Below are 16813 nucleotides of genomic sequence, written 5' to 3'. Positions count from 1 at the left end.
TCATGAACATGGCGGGACAACCCCTTTTCTATTGTAAATGTTACAGTTTCGGCGTCAGAACGATTAATTGGTCATCTCCATCACGCGGAGATCCCCTGCCATCCCGGTTGTTCGTCAGCACATATAACTTCCCGTCTTCTCCGGCAGTCACATTACGAATACGTCCCCACTCGTTCTTAAAAATCGGCTCCACCTGCGTTACTTGTGTACCGTCTTCGGAAAGAGTAATTTTGAGCAGTTGTTCACCCCGCAGATTGGCAGCAAGCAGTGATCCGGCCCACGGACCTTCCTCAATAAAGGCTACACCTGATGGTGCCCATGTTTCATCTCCACTATGGGCAAGCGGAGCCTGATATGTGCCGTTGTCATCATCGTCTCCCTCCACCTCAGGCCAGCCATAATTCTCACCAGCTTCAATCCGGTTTATTTCATCAAAATTACGCTGACCATGCTCTGTGGCATACAGATAGCCATTGTCCGGGTTCCAAGCCAGGCCCTGTGCGTTCCGATGCCCTATACTGTACACAGGTGAATTAGGCCAAGGGTTATCTTCTGGGATCGATCCGTCGAGACCAATCCGCAATATTTTGCCACCCAAGCTATCTTCGTTCTGGGCCAGCTCCGGTTCATAGCGTTCACCTGTCGTAATATAGAGCAGATTGTCCGGGCCAATCTTGATCCGTCCTCCATTGTGATTCACCCCACCAGGAATGTCACTGAGCAGCTCCTTGTCTATGGTCGCCTTCCCATCACTCACCTTCAAGCGCAACACCCGATTGGCAATGTCACCATCACCTTCCAGATAGGAATGGTATGCATACATATAGCCGTTATCATTAAAATCCGGATCAGCAGCAAGTCCAAGCAGGCCGCCTTCCCCCTCTTCATTAAACGGAGCAGCAAATTCAATCAGAGGTTCAGATGCCAACTCTCCGCTTTCGATGACCCGAATGGTACCCGGTCGCTCTGTTACAAACATCCGTCCATCAGGCACGCTTACCAACTCCCAAGGTACATTGAGTCCTTCGACTAGCACGGAGGCTTCGTAAGGAATTACAGCATTCTCATCTGTTTCCTCTTCCCCACCACTCGCACCGTTATTACCACCTTCCGCTGTCTGGCCCTGACCTGTACCCTGTCCTTGTGATGTCTGCTGCGCTTCTGTCGCCGGGTCACCCGAAGCACAGGCCGTTAGCAACGCCAAACTGAGTAACGAAGCATATAACGGAACGCTTAGTCGATTATTCATGAGTACGTCTCCCTTCTAATGTGTTTGTTATATCGTGTAATCCTGGCTTCAAGGACCGTCCATTTCTAAAGTAAGTAAATAAGTAAGTTAAGCAAGTAAGCAAGCAAATTAGCAAACCTACGCGGTTTCGCCCTGTATTACCCTCCCCACCTGCCGCTTAAACGGGTAGTTAACGCTAATTTTCGGTCATCATGCTGCTTCCCATTTGGATTTCCCCGACATTCTTCTATAATAGAAAGAAGATATATAAATTGAACTAAATATTTACACGAGAACGGAGAGGACAGAAATAACCTGAAGAAGCGAAGTGTTCGCCTAAAAGCTGTCTGAAAGAAAGCTGCATCGGAAGCATACGCTATCCCCGGATTTTACCCCTTGAAAAAGATAATCCAAAAAAATCTGGGGATAACAGCGATCGGAAGGTTGTTCTGTCATCGGAGTGGCAAGTGTAAATATTATTTAGTTCAATTTATGTAGAACGAATGAAAGGTGGAAAACTACACTCATGAATCAAACTCCTTTATCCCGGCTGGAAGCGGGTCTGTCTACAAAAGGATTAGACGCCATGCTGATTACAGATCCGAAACATATTTACTATTTAACAGGTTTTGCGAGTAATCCGCATGAGCGTTTCCTCGGGCTTGTCCTTGCACGCGGCGAAGATCCGCTGTTGATCGTGCCTGCACTCGACGAGGAAGCTGCCGCTGCCGCTTCTTCGGTATCCAACATTGCCACACATTCCGATACGGACAATCCTTACGCCTTATTTGAGCGTTATCAAGGACGTCTGGGCCGCGTAGGTCTCGAAAAAGAATACGTGACTGTTGCACGTTATGAACAGTTGACCGCCGCTCTTGGTGCTGCCAACTTTGAAGATGTCGGTCCTCTGCTTCGCACCTTGCGTGTGAAAAAGACACCGGATGAAGTCGCTCGCATTCGCCACGCCATTCATCTGATCGAGGAGACGCTTCGCCAAGGACTGTCCCACGTTCGTACGGGCGTATCCGAAATTGAACTGGTTGCCGAAATGGAATACCAGATGAAAAAACTGGGTGCAGACGGCCCTTCCTTCGATACGATGGTGCTCACTGGACCCAAAACAGGCTTGCCGCACGGCACACCAGGTGAACGCAAATTGCAGCATGGTGATCTGTTGATGTTTGATATGGGTGTCTACGCTGGTGGGTATGCATCAGATATTACGCGTACATTTGCCTTTGGTGACATTTCACCTGAACTTAAAACCATCTATAACACCGTGCTCGCAGCAAACGAAGCTGCCATTCGTGCAGTTAAGCCAGGCGTCACCTGTGCGGATATTGACCGTGCAGCACGCCAGGTTACGGAAGAAGCCGGATACGGCGAACGCTTCTTGCACAGAGTTGGACATGGAATGGGCATTGACGTGCATGAGTATCCTTCCCTGCACGGACAGAACATGGACATTCTGGAAGAAGGTACAGTATTTACGATTGAGCCTGGCATCTATACTGGCGCAGGCGGTGTGCGTATCGAGGATGATGTACTTGTGACAGAAACTGGCGTTGAGGTGCTGACGTCCTATCCGAAAGAGCTGCAAATTCTGACGGACTAATCCTTTTTGGGATCACCATACTACCCAGCCAGCTCCTCCTAAAGAAAATATGATGCCATAACAAAAATGTCCCGCGAAACCATGAATGCATGGCTTTGCGGGACATTTTTCTTTTGTTCTTCAGATTTTGCCGTCTGCATAACAGAGAATCTAGGCTTCGTCCTTGAATTTAAAGCTGCGTGCAGCATATAGAAACGGCGTTCCTACCGCGGTCAATACAAATTTGATGACGTACGTCGTCAAGAAAATTTCAAGCCAGACGTTCCATGGATAGATGAAGGCAAACGCAATCGTGCAGAATACCAGCGTATCCGCAAACGAACTGATGATCGAGCTGCCGTTGGTACGTATCCACAACTGATTGCGCCCTGGCGCCACCTTGCGCAGCCAAGTGTACAGTCGTACGTCCAGAAACTGGCTAATGAAATAGGCTGTCAGACTTCCGAGTGCCAGACGTGGCAGCAAACCAAACAGCTTCACCATCGAATCCTGTGCAAAGTCCGTCGACGCCGGTTCAAAGAACAATACCATCTGCATCAGCACTGTCGTCATGATCAATGTGAAGAACCCGAACCATACGGCTTTACGTGCCTCACCCGGTCCATACTTCTCATTGAGCAGATCACTCGTCAGGTACATGCTAACATACATCGTATTGCCCAGCGTTAGAACGATACCCATAATATCTATCGTTTTGGTCACCTGTATATTGGCAATAACTGTTGCCACACCGATCCAGGCATAAAGACCCTTTTTACCGAACAAGCGGTAACATAAAAGAAAAAAGCCATACGTTACGAGAACAAAAAGCGCTCCCCATCCTAAATTAAACAATATAAATACACTGCCTTCCTAGTTTTGATTACGCGGGATGGTTACGAACCGCGGTTTGGCTCTGGGCCAAAACATGAATACTCTATCACATTTCCCCAAAGTTGAACAGCACTAAATAACTACAACTGGCTTCAAGTGATATTTACGGTATGCCCTAAGGATGCTAAAAAGCAAAAAGCCGCCCTCCGGATTAACCCGAAGAACGGCTGCTCTTGTATGGCTTGTGGCTGTATCTGCCATCCGCCTATTATGAATCTGAATTACACCTGAACGGCGGAATCCAGATCACGGCTTTGATCATTGAATGTATCCTGATCGTTTTCTTTCAAAATTTTGCTGGATACGAGACCTGCGGTCATCGAATCGTTCACGTTCAGCGCCGTACGGCCCATGTCGATGAGCGGTTCAACCGAGATCAGCAAGCCTGCCAAGGCTACCGGCAGGTTCATCGTGGACAACACGATCAGAGAAGCGAAGGTTGCCCCGCCGCCTACACCGGCTACGCCGAATGAACTGATCACGACTACCAGGATCAGAGTAATAATGAAATCCCAGCTCATCGGGTCAATCCCGACCGTAGGAGCAATCATGACCGCCAGCATGGCCGGATAGATCCCGGCGCAGCCGTTTTGACCAATCGTAGCACCAAAGCTTGCCGACAAGTTCGCAATCCCGTCCGAAACACCCAATCTCTTCGTTTGTGTCTCCACGTTAAGCGGAATCGCTGCCGCACTTGAACGGGAAGTAAAAGCAAAGATCAGTGTTGGCAGAACCTTTTTCACATACGTAATTGGATTGAAGCCAAACAGTGAAATAATAATCAGGTGGATGATGAACATAACGATCAACGCCACGTAGGAAGCAATGACGAATTTGATCAGCTTCAGAATCTCATCCGGGTTCGTTGTGGCGGTTACTTTCGTAATCAGCGCCAAAATCCCGTAAGGGGTCAGCCTCAGCACCAGCGTTACAATCCGCATAACCACCGCATATACCGCATTGACCATGCCGCGGAATGTTTCCGCCTGCTGTGGTTTTTTGCGATCCAATCCGAGCACTGCCACACCAATAAAGGCCGAGAAAATAACAACAGCCAGCGTGGATGTACGACGTTCTCCGGTCATGTCCGCGAATGGATTCGACGGAATGAACTCCAGTACTTGCTGTGGAATCGTCTGATCCTTCACATCAACGAGACGTTCTTCCATCTTCTGGCCTTGTGCAAGCTCTCGGTCTCCACCTTCGATCTCAATGGAAGTCAGATTGAAGCTCAAGCTCGTCACAATACTTACACTTGCGGCAATCGCTGTCGTGATGAGCAGGATTGCGATAATCGAAAGGCTCATTTTACCGAGATTTTGCTTGCCTTTCAGATTCATGATAGCCGAAATGATGGAAACCATGATCAATGGAATCACGACCATTTGTAACAAACGAACATATCCTGAACCGGCCAGATTAAACCAATCGACCGACTTGGTAATGATGTCAGAATCAGATGTGTAGATCAATTGCAGAATGACGCCGTATACGACCCCAATGCCCAAACCCGCAAACACACGCTTGGTAAAAGAAACATGTTTCTTCTGCATCCAGAACAGGACACCCAGAAGAGCGAGCATAACCACGACGTTCAAAATGATTAAAAAGGTATTCATCTGTATAAATCCTCCTCAGTGTGAGTAACCGGATATCCCGGTTTTCTACTCGCTCAAAAGCGATATCCAACAATATATCACATAACAAACTATTCTGGTAGGTATTAATTGATATTATGTAATATGCGTGTAACAAATTCATCTATTTCTGAAAAAAATACACTGAATCGTGAAAATTATTGTATTCAACCTCCGGTTAATTTTGTAATATAGGTATATCCGCTTATTCCCAAGTTTTCTCAACGTGAAAATTAGGCCTTTCTTCGTTGGTATTTAGTCTTACGATAACGGAAAAGCGATAATGTTAATGAACATGACGTGAAAGGATGATTCTATGTTTCGAAATCGCACCGTTGCCGGTAAAATCAGAGGCACGCTGTTCCTCGTACTGCTGGTTGCTTCCTTGTTGTTTAGTATCAGTTTCTATGCTGTCTCCATGAATATTATGCAGAGCTACGTGCTTCCACAGTTCGACAAGGTCCTGAGCACGTCCATTCAGGATATATACAAGAACACATCCGCTTCTAAAATTTTGCAAGTACAGAGTGGCGGAGCCGGATCTGAGGGTGCTGCACTGACTGTGGAATCCTATCTGGCTGGCAAAGCCAAAGAGCATAATTTGGACGGAGCCTACGTTGTGTCCATTCAGGATGGTAAAGCTGTCGTTGTCATCGCGAATACCTCCTCGGGCATGAAAGCCGGAGATGAAATTAAAGTAGAAACAGCAATGAATGAGGCCACTGAGAAAAAAGAAATGGAAATCAGCCAGGTTTATGCCGATTCCTTCGGTGTACATAAAGCAGCCTTTATACCGATCGCAGGAAGTAACATGATCATGGCTGTTAGCATGGATGCCCAATTCATTCAGGACAAGATTGCACAGATCTTCTGGTTGTGCCTCGGTATCACAGCATTGGTCTTTGTGCTCGGATGGCTCATCTCGACTAGCATGATCAAACGTGTAACCAAACCGATCATCAAGCTCGTTCAACATAGCAAACAGATATCACAAGGAGATTTGACTGCTGAACTTCAGATTAAAGGTAAGGATGAAATTGCACAGCTCGCTTCAAGCTTCCAGACGATGACTCATAATCTGAAAGAAATGATTAGCCGCGCCCTCTCTACATCCAATGAAGTTGTAGAAGGCTCCAATGATTTGCTCAAACGGGTAGAATCCATGTCCGGTATGGTGAAAGACTCCAGTCGTTCTGCGGAAAGTGCCGAGAAAGGCAGCGTAAGCATCGCTTCCAGCGCAGCCGAAAATGCAAGAGCCATGGAAGAAATCACACAAGGCATTATGCATATTGCTTCCTCTTCTGCCGAAGTATCGGAGCAGATCGGAGATGCTGCGAACGAAGCTGTTAACGGTAACCGACTGGCACAGGATGCCATTCAGCAAATGGAACGTGTCGGCCAGACCGCAAGCGAATCTCTGCGTTACGTCGAAACAATGAACGAGCGCTCGATCGCTATAGGGACCATCGTTCAATCCATTTTTGAAATCACGAAACAGATTAACATGCTGTCCCTCAACGCTTCCATTGAAGCAGCTCGTGCGGGAGAACATGGACGCGGATTCGCCGTTGTGGCCGGAGAAGTACGCAAACTGGCGGAGCAATCCAAGACAGCTACAGAGGAAATCTCCGATTACCTGGGTACCATCCGCGAAGATGCTGAACGTTCCGTTGATGCCATGAATCGTGTAACCCAAGAGATTGGATCAGGTACTCATGTGGTTCAACAGGCAGGCTCCGCGTTCCAGCAGCTTAACGAATTAATTCAGAACGTTAATCTGACCATTCAGACGGTATCGGCCTCTACCCAGCAAGTATCTGCTGGAGCTGAACAAGTCAGTGCTTCCGTGGAAGAAACGGCTCAGATCACGTCCAAGTCCCGTCAAAGCATGCAGGAGATTGCTTCTACAGCGGATCTCCAACTGAATGAGATGGATTCCCATTCCAGCACCGTACGTCATCTGCATGAACAAGCGGTAGAACTGCAATCCGCCATGAAGAACTTCAAAATAAACTAATCGGAATACCTTTAACCCATTATTTCCATTTTCGAATCAAACTTAACATTAGCTACTCAAATACCCCCATGCTCAGCATCGTTCCAGATTTCAGGGAACGTTGCCACGCATGGGGGTATTCTTTTGGACTGCATATTATATAAATTGAACTAATGTATATTTACACGCGCCACTCCGATGACAGAACAACCTTTCGATCGCTGTTACCCCGAGCAGTTTTTTTATTCAGGCGCCTGAACGCCTATAATCTCGTATACACGCTGCATATCCAATGAAGAACGTAATGATTCAGCTACACGGTCGAACTCCATTTCCTTGCGTTCACGTGCGCTGTACGTCTCCAGCAATGGAGAAAGCCCTTTTCCTTCACGCAGACCATTGAGCCATGAACGCCGGAACTGATCACTTTCAAACAAACCATGCAGGTATGTTCCCCACACTTTGCCGTCAATTGTGCCCCAGCCTTCATTGAAGGATTGACCTCCCGGATGGGCGATTTCGAACAAGGCCGTTACACGTTCAGGCTCAAGACACTCGGTAACACCCATATGAATCTCGTATCCATTAATCGGCAACGAGCTTGCTGCATCGCTTTCCTTGGGCAAACGAATTGGATGAAGACCGTGTACATGCCCGGAGGCTCTTACCGTTTGTTTGTTCTGCAGAAAGGTTGTCGATAGGGGCAGCCATCCCAATCCATGGGCTTCCTGTATCTGATTCGCTTCTACCGCAAATGGATCTTTGAGATGCTGACCGAGCATCTGATATCCACCACATATCCCGACAAGCTGAACATGTTCACGCTCCGTCTGGCTGGCAATCGCTTGCTCCAGTCCTGACGCACGCAGAAAAGCCAGATCTCCAATCGTGTCCTTCGTACCCGGAAGCAGAATGGCGTCAGGATGTCCCAGTTCATCAGGAGAAGTCACGTATCGCACACTCACATCCGGTTCTCGGGAAAGAGCATCAAAGTCTGTAAAGTTGGAAATACGCGGATAGCGAATTACCGCAAGGTCCAGCTCCTGCTGACCGGATTTGCCATGTCGCATGGAGTCCAGCACCACGGAGTCTTCCGCTTCAATCTGAATATCACTTATGTAAGGCAATACGCCCAATACAGGTATGCCTGTCCGTTCTTCAAGCCAGTCCAACCCAGGCTGCAGCAAGGAAAGATCTCCACGAAACTTGTTGATGATGAATCCTTTTACACGCTGAACCTCATGCGGCTCCAGCAGCTCCAGTGTACCTACAATGGAGGCAAAGACGCCGCCACGATCAATATCCGAGATCAGAATAACCGGAGCATCCGCCCAGCCCGCCAGATTCATATTAACGATATCCCGATCCTTCAAATTAATCTCTGCAGGACTTCCCGCACCTTCCATCAGCACGATATCATACGTCGCGCGCAACCGATTCAGTGCATCCATGACCGTTTGTTTGGCTTCAGGCAGGAAATGCTGCCGGTAGTCCCATGCACTCATCTGTGTAAGAGGCACACCGTGCACGACAATCTGGGAATGCATATCCCGAACCGGCTTGATCAGGATCGGATTCATATCCGTTGTTGCTTCAATGCCGCATGCCTCGGCTTGCGCCCCCTGGGCTCTTCCGATTTCCTTGCCGTCTTCTGTGACGTAAGAATTCAGCGCCATGTTCTGTGATTTGAACGGAGCCGGCCTGAAGCCATCATGCTTGAATATTCGGCATAAGGCCGTTGTAATCACGCTTTTTCCCACATCCGATGCTGTCCCTTGCAGCATTAATACGGCCGCCTTTTGTTCAGACGTTTGTGCAGCAGTATCTTCCACGTTCCCTCACCCCCGCTCTCCGCGTTATATCAAAAAGAATCCCTGCAACAAACTAAGTACCGTTAGCAGTGCGGCCTCAAGCAATTCATTCATGGCTCCATACGTGTCCCCTGTAAGTCCACCCAGCCTTTCACTGATACGCCCGGCAACGAATTTGCCAATCACATAACCAGCCAGTGGCACCACAATGATCGCTGCAACAGGATATAGCCACCATGGTAACGTCCCTAGTCCATTCTCCATTGCCAGTACCTGGAACATGGCTGTATCCGGCTGGAAGATCCATACCACTGCCCATGTGATCACACCTGCCAGAAAGGTTAGTCCTACCGCAGAGCTGCGTGCACGCTGGACTTCCTTTCGTTCACCCAAACCCTTGAACAGGACAGCGAGTCCGTCGTCCTTGCGTGCATTCGGCAAGGCCGCCATGGCATACACCATGAACCATCGGCTCCAGATCATCGGCAGGATGAGCAAAGCTCCATAGTCCCAATTGCCACGTGCGATAAAGTCAGCAATTAATGACGCTTTCATCATCAGCAGCAGGACACAGGCGATCACGCCCATGGCTCCCACACGGCTATCTTTCATAATCTCCAGCATTCGCTCACGGGATCGATAACTAAGCAGCCCATCTGCCGTATCCATCCAGCCATCCAGATGAAGGCCTCCGGTTAGCCATACCCATAACGTCAAGGTTAACACCGCTGCCGGAAACGATGGAAGCAGTGCACCCGTCAGGGCTCCACCCAGCCAGACGCATAATCCGATGACCGCACCAACCAGCGGGTAATACACCACACTCTCCCGCAATAATGGCGGGACGAAATCAAGCTGCATTTTTACCGGGAAACGGGACAGAAATTGAAAAGCGGCCGCAGCCGCATGTTTTTGTTCAAGATCGCCTTTACTCATAAACGATACTCCCTGCTTTTCAGCTCAATCGCAATACCCACTGTCACCAGAAACACTTCGCGGCAAATCGCAGCAACCCGCTGATTGAGAATACCCGCCAAATCCCGATATCTTCTGCCCAGCGCATACTCCGGCACAATACCGTCCCCTACTTCATTGGTGACAAGCACGAGCAGACCCGGGTACGACTGGATGGCCGCTACCAGTGCGTCCATATGATCGTACAGCACCTGTACCGGCTCATGTTCATGCGCTAACAGCACATTGCTGAGCCACAGTGTCAGACAATCCACCAGAACGGTCGGTGCAGACGTACCTGTATAGGACTCTCCCATTCGTGTAATTAATTCAGGCAGTGCCAGCGGTTCTTCCACCGTATGCCACAGATATCCTGCTTCATCCCGCTGGCTCTGATGCAGACGTATCCGCTCGCGCATCTCGTCATCATAAGCCTGCGCCGTAGCGACATACCAAGCCTCAGAGGATCGCTGCATACAGAGACGCTCGGCAAACGAACTTTTGCCACTTCGCGCCCCGCCCGTCACAAGTACACTCATGGGGATACCTCTCCTTGAACCGATGAATCAACAGATTCTGATGGATTCTCGGTAGGTAGAGTCTCCGTCGTACCACCAGATACGCCCGCACTTGCAAATGTCGCCATCTCATTCAGAATGCGACATGACGCATCAATTAGATGAAGACTGAGCACGCCTCCGGTGCCTTCACCCAGTCGCATGTCCAGATCGAGCATAGGCTTCAGACCCAGCTCACGCAGCAACGCTGCATGTCCGCTTTCATGCGATGTGTGGGAAGCAATCATGTATTCTGTACTGAGCGGAGCAAGCTGACTCGCAATCAACGCGGCGGCACTGGAGATAAATCCATCCACGACCACAGGGCATCCGTTTGCAGCAGCAGCGAGAATCACGCCTGTCAGTCCGGCAATCTCCAGTCCGCCCACTTTGCACAGTACATCGAGTGCATCGTCTGCATCCGGAGCATTTACGCTGAGGGCTTGGCTGACCACTGCGGCTTTGCGCTGCAATCCGGCATCATCCACACCTGTTCCCCGACCAACCGCTGAAGCAGGTGCTGTTCCGGTTAATGCACACATCACCGCTGCGCTAGCGGTTGTATTGCCGATCCCCATCTCTCCGGTCACAAACAACTGCGTTCCCTTCGCTACCTCGGTGGAAACCACTTCAGCTCCTGCAAGAATGGCCTGAATAGCTTCATCCCGGGTCATTGCAGCACCCTTCGCCATGTTGGCTGTTCCTTTGCGGACTTTGCGGGAGACCAGGTCCGGATGATCCAGATCGGCATTCACGCCGATATCCACACAGATCACATGAGCTCCAGCGTGGCGTGCAAGCACATTGACAGCCGCTCCCCCTGTTAGGAAATTCAGGACCATCTGCGGCGTTACCTCAGCAGGAAAAGCACTAATCCCTTCTTCAACCACCCCATGATCCGCAGCCATAACGATAACAGCTCTTCGATCAAAGCAAGGCCGAGTCTCACCGGTGATCCCCGCCAGACGAATAACCAGCTGTTCAAGCTTGCCCAGACTGCCGGGTGGCTTGGTCAATGCATCCACATGTGCGGAGGCCTCAGCTGCAACTGCCTCATGTGGACCCACGATCCGACCCATTAACTGTTCCAACACCTGTTCATTATTCATGCAGCCAGCACTTCCTTTATCAAAATATGGGGTCTCCCCCGATTCATTCATTTCTTCTCTCGTCTTAGCAACAGCTGTGGCAATCCATTGTCCGGATGATTCACCATGGCCGGACTCACCCGGAAGATCTCCCGAATGTTCTCTTCCGTCATCAGCGAATGGGGTGTGCCACTGCCTACACAAGTCCCTTCACGCAGCGCCAGAATATGATCACAAAATTGCGCGGCCAGGTTCAAATCATGCAGCACCGCCACAATCGTAATATGAGTTTTTTGACGCCACGCCGATAATAACTCCATGAATTGCAATTGATATTTGATATCGAGAAAGGTGGTTGGCTCGTCCAGCAATAATAGCCTGGGTTCCTGAGCCATGACTTTGGCAAGCGCAACCCGCTGCCGTTGACCGCCACTCAGTGCATCCAAAGGTCGTTCGGCCATGTCACTCAGACCCAACTCCTCTAACACCTTATCAACTATCGCTGCTCCATCCGACGGTTCTTTGCCAAGCCAGTTCTGGTAAGGATAACGTCCCATCTCGACAACATCCCTTACGGGATAAGAGATGGCCGGCAGTCCATCCTGCTGCAAGACAGCAATCATGCGCGACAGATCTTTGCGGGTGTACGAGGAAATGTCGCGTCCATCAATCTGTATGCTGCCAGCGTTCGGCTGTTCGGTTCCGGCAAGTAGCTGAAGCAGGGTCGATTTTCCACTGCCGTTTGGACCAACAACGCCCCACCATTCACCCTCTGTGACTTGCCAGTCCACCGCATGCAGAGCCCGATGGTTACCATACATTTTACCAGCTTTCGTGACTTCAATCATCGGTCGACTCTCGGTAGGGTCTCTTTTCATGAATGTACTCATGGCATCATCCCCTTCCGCAGCTTTTTGTTCCGATGCAGCAGATACGCAAAGAATGGCGCTCCAACAAAAGCTGTAACTACACCCAGCGGAATTTCGGTTGGGGCCAGCAATGAGCGTGCAATCGTATCTGCCCAGACCATGAAGATGGCTCCCCCAATCGCGGACAAAGGCACCAACAACCGATAATCAGGTCCGACAATGAGCCGAAGAATATGCGGAATGACCAACCCAACGAAGCCGATCACGCCGGATACAGAGACAGCGCCTGCCGTAACCAGCGTACCCACAGCTAACACCGACAGTTTCAATCTATCCACCTGAACCCCGATATGCGCGGCTTGTCGTTCCCCCAAGGCAAGCACATTCAACGAACGCGCACGGCTCCAGAGGAAAATCAGCCCCAGCACAAAATACGGGAAAAGGATGGCCGTATACGACCACCCACGCAGTGCCAGACTTCCCATCGTCCAATATATAATTTCATTGATTGTCTGCTTCGACATGGTCGACAGGAAGGAGACTACTGCTCCCAGGAAACTCTGCATGACGACGCCAGCCAGAACCAGGCTGTGTGTCGGTATTTTGCGTCCCTCACGAGCGAGGGCCAGCACAAACCACAATGTGACTACTCCCGTCAGAAACGCGACCAGTGGCAGAGTCCAGATCCCAATCAGTGCATACTGCAATCCGAAAAAAATCAGAAAAGCCGCACCTACCGATGCACCGGACGATACGCCCAGGGTAAACGGATCAGCCAGAGGGTTACGAAGAACCCCCTGGAATCCAGTTCCGGCAATCGCCAGCGATGCACCTACAAGCACGGCAAGCAGTACACGTGGGAATCTGACCTTCCATATGATCTGTTCTGCTGCTGTATTCCAGTCAGGAACAATCCAGTCGCCCAGCCAGGGAATGCGATGAAGCAAGATGCCCGCAATGTCCAAGGCAGGCAGGGCAACCGAACCGATGCCCGTGCAGATGAGCACGGTTAACACAAGCAGCACAATTCCGGCCGTTCCGTACACTGCCAGCTTTTTACTCATTTGAACAGATCAGGGTAGATCGCTTTGGCTACTTCTTTCAGACCTTGGGTTACCCGTGGTCCCGGACGGCTCAACAGGTTGGCATCCAGACCGATGACTGCATCGTTTTTCACAGCCGTAATTTGATCCCACCCGCTGCGTGCTTTAATGATTTGATCCAATGTTTTGTTATCTTCCACTACATCGTTCGCATACAGAATGACGTCCGGATTGGAAGCAATAATGTTCTCTTCATTAATCTGGTTCCAGCCAGTCAAGTCGGATGCTACGTTGTTTCCTCCGGCCAGTGTAATCAATTCATCCATGAATTCACCTTTACCTACAGTCCAGCCTGGGGAGAATTCAACATATACTTTTTTCTTCTCTTCCGGTTTAACTGCCTTCACAGCTTCAGTTACATCAGCCACATCTTTTTTCATCTGGGTGATGATCTCCTGTGCTTTTTCCTGATGATCCGTGATTTTACCAAAAGTTTCAATGTTGTTTATTACATCATCCACTGATTTAGGATCTGTTTTGAAAATCGTAATGCCCAGATCGCGCAGTTTCTTCACCGACTCTTTGCTCATTGAGATACCTGTAAATACGATATCTGCTTCAGCCGCAATGATCGACTCTTCATTAGGCTTTGATACTCCGCCCATTTTCGGTTTTGTTGTTGCTGCTTCCGGATAATCGTCATAGTCGGATACCCCTACGATCTGCTCGTCCAATCCGAGTGCGAACAGGGATTCCGTTTCAGCCGGAGATACGGATACGATTTTGGCTGGTGCTTTGTCAAACGTAAACGATTCACCCGTAGCATCTGTAACCGTGAGTGGATATTGTGTTTTGAGATCTGTCTGCGCCTGTTCCTGGGATTGCTCCTGTGCAGGTTGTGAGGTTCCTGTACCCTCGTTCGTTGTTGTTGTACCACAACCGGCCAACGTCAGTGCCAGCATCGCTGCGCTCAGCAGTGACGCTACGCCTTTCCATGTCTTGAAATTCATTGTGTTCATTCTCCCCTTCTCTATCCATTCTAGTGAGTAGTGCTCCTGTCCCAATTCCGCTTGAATTTGTGTTCCGAAAAAATAAAATCCCCAATCCTTGGTCAGGATCAGGGATGACGTCTCGCATGTGGCGATCTGCGCATGGTCAGCTTGGCGCTGTTTATGCACAGAGAACTGCCCGAAACGCTGTCCTTTCCTCGAAGGAACACCGGTTTATACGTCCAGGGCAGGTAACCTGACTTACAGGAATTCATCCTGATTTACAGTGGCGGGACCGTGCCGGATTTACACCGGCTTCCCTATTTCACCCGTATGCCGTTCATCGCCTCATATAAAAGCATGAAACATACTGCATGCACGCGGGACCCTTGGTCGCTAATATTGTTTAACCATTCAAGTGAGCATCCTGCATCCTTGGTAGAGCTTGTTGCGCCTCCATCGATGATGCACTTGCTAAGTCACACTTCTGTTGTGATTATAGGTTATATTGTACATCCTTACAACCCGATTTACGGAAAAGTCAATCTGGTTCCAACCCAGCTCTCCCCATCGCCATCCAGCCGGATTTTGATCGCTTGTCCTGGTATTACCTGCGTATCCCAAAATCCTTGATCTGGAATGAGACGTGATATCATATAACGAATAACACCGCCATGCGTAATTACGGCTACCTTTGGCACGTTTATGCTGCGAGAGTGCAGTATTGGTGAAAAGGACATCAGACTCTCTTCTATAAATGAATCAATTCGCGCAGCAAATGCTGTCCAAGGCTCGCCATTCGGTGGCGTTACCTCTTTAGGCGCATCGATCCAGTCTCGGTACTGCGGATTATCCTTGAGCTGGTCATAGGTCAACCCCTCCCACTGACCAAAGTTGATCTCCCTTAGTCGGGGATCAAGCTTGGCCTGTCCCGCTTGGGACGGCGCAATGTGTGTTAGTGTCTGCTGACAACGCAGCAGATCACTGCAATACAGGGCTTCGCAGGTGATATTGCTGAACTCTTCGCGCAGCGAAGATAGCTCCTGCTCTGCTCCGGGCAGCAGTCCGATGTCGGTATGCCCAAGATACCTTTTTTCCAAGTTCCACGCCGTTGTACCATGACGTATCAAAATAATCTCACGGCTTTGCATGCCACTAGGTCCAGCTTCTATCTCCATAACAGTGCACCTCCAGCAGACCATATCCCTAAGGTGACCAACCAACATACTAAAACAAAAGAACCTGCCGACCAGAACATAAGCCGAGTTGTTTGTACGATATCTTCTGCTTCCATCCGTCTTGTAGGCTCGCCCATATATGCGCGAAATGAAGCCACGCCGTGATATACGTTATGCCCGCCAAGTCTTATGCCCAGCGCTCCGGCCACCGCTGACTCGGGAAAACCGCTATTCGGGCTTGGGTGCAGTCGTGCATCCCGGGACACCATGCGTGCAGCCCCTCTGGCATCCATCTTCATGAACCAGGCTCCTATAATCAACAGCAAGGCGGTAAGCCGCGCGGGAATCCAATTGGCCCAATCATCCAGACGGGCAGACGCCCAGCCGAGATGCAGATATTTTTCATTTTTATAACCTACCATGGAGTCCAGTGTATTCACCGCCCGATAGGCCATGGCAAGTGGTGCTCCACCAATCAGGGCATAGAACAGTGGAGAGACGATGGCATCCACGATATTTTCCGCCACAGTCTCCACCGTTCCCCGTACAATCTCCTGTTCATCCAGATGAGCCGTATCACGTCCTACAATCATACCCAGTGAACGTCTCGCCGCAGGCCAGTCCTGTTGAATCAGATGGCGGTAAACTTCCATGCCTGCATCCTTCAAACCTTTTGAGGCGATGGTGGTTGCGATTAGCACCACTTCTGCCACAACCGCAACAGCGGGATGAATAAGACCCAACACATAGATTAATCCCCAAGTCAGTGCAAAAGAACCGCCTGCAATCAAAAGGGGAAATAAAACGCCAGCTCTTTGGAGAGCCTGATTTGAATCCACCCGCGACCTTATCGCCCGCTCCAGTGCAGAGATGGCCTTTCCCATGCCAATCACCGGATGGGGAATCCAGCGCGGATCTCCGATGCAGCGATCCAATATGTATGCTCCTATAATAATCCAGGCTCCAGCCATTCCC

Annotated in this window: 14 protein-coding genes and 1 riboswitch; of the genes, 2 read left to right on the top strand and 12 right to left on the bottom strand. The window is 49.8% G+C overall.

Annotated features, from left to right (window positions below):
- Window positions 1-40: 40 nt before the first annotated feature.
- Window positions 41-1249, bottom strand: a complete 1209-nt coding sequence (locus MKY42_RS07690; RefSeq protein ID WP_339850167.1) for a PQQ-dependent sugar dehydrogenase — start codon at window positions 1247-1249, stop codon at window positions 41-43.
- Between the two features lie 505 nt (window positions 1250-1754).
- Here MKY42_RS07690 and MKY42_RS07685 point away from each other — a divergent pair.
- A complete protein-coding gene (locus MKY42_RS07685; RefSeq protein ID WP_179265478.1) occupies window positions 1755-2843 on the top strand; it encodes a Xaa-Pro peptidase family protein in 1089 nt (362 codons plus the stop codon).
- A gap of 150 nt (window positions 2844-2993) precedes the next feature.
- Here the strand turns inward: MKY42_RS07685 and MKY42_RS07680 are convergent, their stop codons facing one another.
- Both MKY42_RS07680 and MKY42_RS07675 read right to left on the bottom strand, forming a co-directional pair.
- Entirely contained in the window at window positions 2994-3677 is a 684-nt protein-coding gene (locus tag MKY42_RS07680) for a queuosine precursor transporter (protein ID WP_090894533.1), read from the bottom strand.
- Window positions 3678-3937: 260 nt separating this feature from the next.
- Entirely contained in the window at window positions 3938-5335 is a 1398-nt protein-coding gene (locus MKY42_RS07675) for an L-cystine transporter (RefSeq protein WP_090894530.1), read from the bottom strand.
- Between the two features lie 334 nt (window positions 5336-5669).
- On the opposite strand from MKY42_RS07675, the gene MKY42_RS07670 reads away from it, so the two are divergent.
- The gene (locus tag MKY42_RS07670) at window positions 5670-7370 is read left to right on the top strand and encodes a HAMP domain-containing methyl-accepting chemotaxis protein (RefSeq protein ID WP_090894527.1); all 1701 of its coding nucleotides are present in this window, start codon (window positions 5670-5672) and stop codon (window positions 7368-7370) included.
- A 221-nt stretch (window positions 7371-7591) separates the two neighbouring features.
- Here the strand turns inward: MKY42_RS07670 and MKY42_RS07665 are convergent, their stop codons facing one another.
- The 9 genes from MKY42_RS07665 to cbiB all read right to left on the bottom strand — a co-directional run bounded on the left by MKY42_RS07665 (window position 7592) and on the right by cbiB (window position 16809).
- Window positions 7592-9133, bottom strand: a complete 1542-nt coding sequence (locus MKY42_RS07665; protein WP_090901950.1) for a cobyric acid synthase — start codon at window positions 9131-9133, stop codon at window positions 7592-7594.
- 72 nt (window positions 9134-9205) lie between these two features.
- The gene (gene cobS, locus MKY42_RS07660) at window positions 9206-10096 is read right to left on the bottom strand and encodes an adenosylcobinamide-GDP ribazoletransferase (protein ID WP_179265479.1); all 891 of its coding nucleotides are present in this window, start codon (window positions 10094-10096) and stop codon (window positions 9206-9208) included.
- A complete protein-coding gene (cobU, locus tag MKY42_RS07655) occupies window positions 10093-10653 on the bottom strand; it encodes a bifunctional adenosylcobinamide kinase/adenosylcobinamide-phosphate guanylyltransferase (protein WP_090894523.1) in 561 nt (186 codons plus the stop codon). Before cobU ends, cobS begins: the two co-directional genes overlap by 4 nt.
- Window positions 10650-11780 carry a nicotinate-nucleotide--dimethylbenzimidazole phosphoribosyltransferase gene (gene cobT, locus MKY42_RS07650; protein WP_179265480.1) on the bottom strand — a complete coding sequence of 377 codons (1131 nt, stop codon included), beginning with the start codon at window positions 11778-11780 and terminating at the stop codon, window positions 10650-10652. Before cobT ends, cobU begins: the two co-directional genes overlap by 4 nt.
- Window positions 11781-11827: 47 nt before the next feature.
- A complete protein-coding gene (locus MKY42_RS07645; RefSeq protein ID WP_256222190.1) occupies window positions 11828-12607 on the bottom strand; it encodes an ABC transporter ATP-binding protein in 780 nt (259 codons plus the stop codon).
- A gap of 38 nt (window positions 12608-12645) precedes the next feature.
- Window positions 12646-13692, bottom strand: coding sequence for an iron chelate uptake ABC transporter family permease subunit (locus MKY42_RS07640; protein ID WP_090894521.1), 1047 nt, complete (start codon window positions 13690-13692; stop codon window positions 12646-12648).
- Entirely contained in the window at window positions 13689-14681 is a 993-nt protein-coding gene (locus MKY42_RS07635; RefSeq protein ID WP_179265956.1) for an ABC transporter substrate-binding protein, read from the bottom strand. The genes MKY42_RS07640 and MKY42_RS07635 overlap by 4 nt, the downstream gene beginning before the upstream one ends.
- 207 nt (window positions 14682-14888) lie before the next feature.
- A riboswitch (cobalamin riboswitch) is annotated at window positions 14889-15026 on the bottom strand.
- A 164-nt stretch (window positions 15027-15190) separates the two neighbouring features.
- On the bottom strand, window positions 15191-15838 hold the full coding sequence (locus MKY42_RS07630) for a histidine phosphatase family protein (RefSeq protein ID WP_256221926.1): 648 nt from the start codon (window positions 15836-15838) through the stop codon (window positions 15191-15193).
- Window positions 15829-16809 carry an adenosylcobinamide-phosphate synthase CbiB gene (cbiB, locus tag MKY42_RS07625; RefSeq protein ID WP_339852787.1) on the bottom strand — a complete coding sequence of 327 codons (981 nt, stop codon included), beginning with the start codon at window positions 16807-16809 and terminating at the stop codon, window positions 15829-15831. The genes MKY42_RS07630 and cbiB overlap by 10 nt, the downstream gene beginning before the upstream one ends.
- Window positions 16810-16813: the final 4 nt, after the last annotated feature.

Origin of the sequence: Paenibacillus sp. FSL W7-1088 (assembly GCF_037969855.1) — a bacterium.
GTDB lineage: Bacteria > Bacillota > Bacilli > Paenibacillales > Paenibacillaceae > Paenibacillus.
Note: the sequence above shows the minus strand (reverse complement) of the source record. Positions and strands in the feature narration are given on the sequence as shown.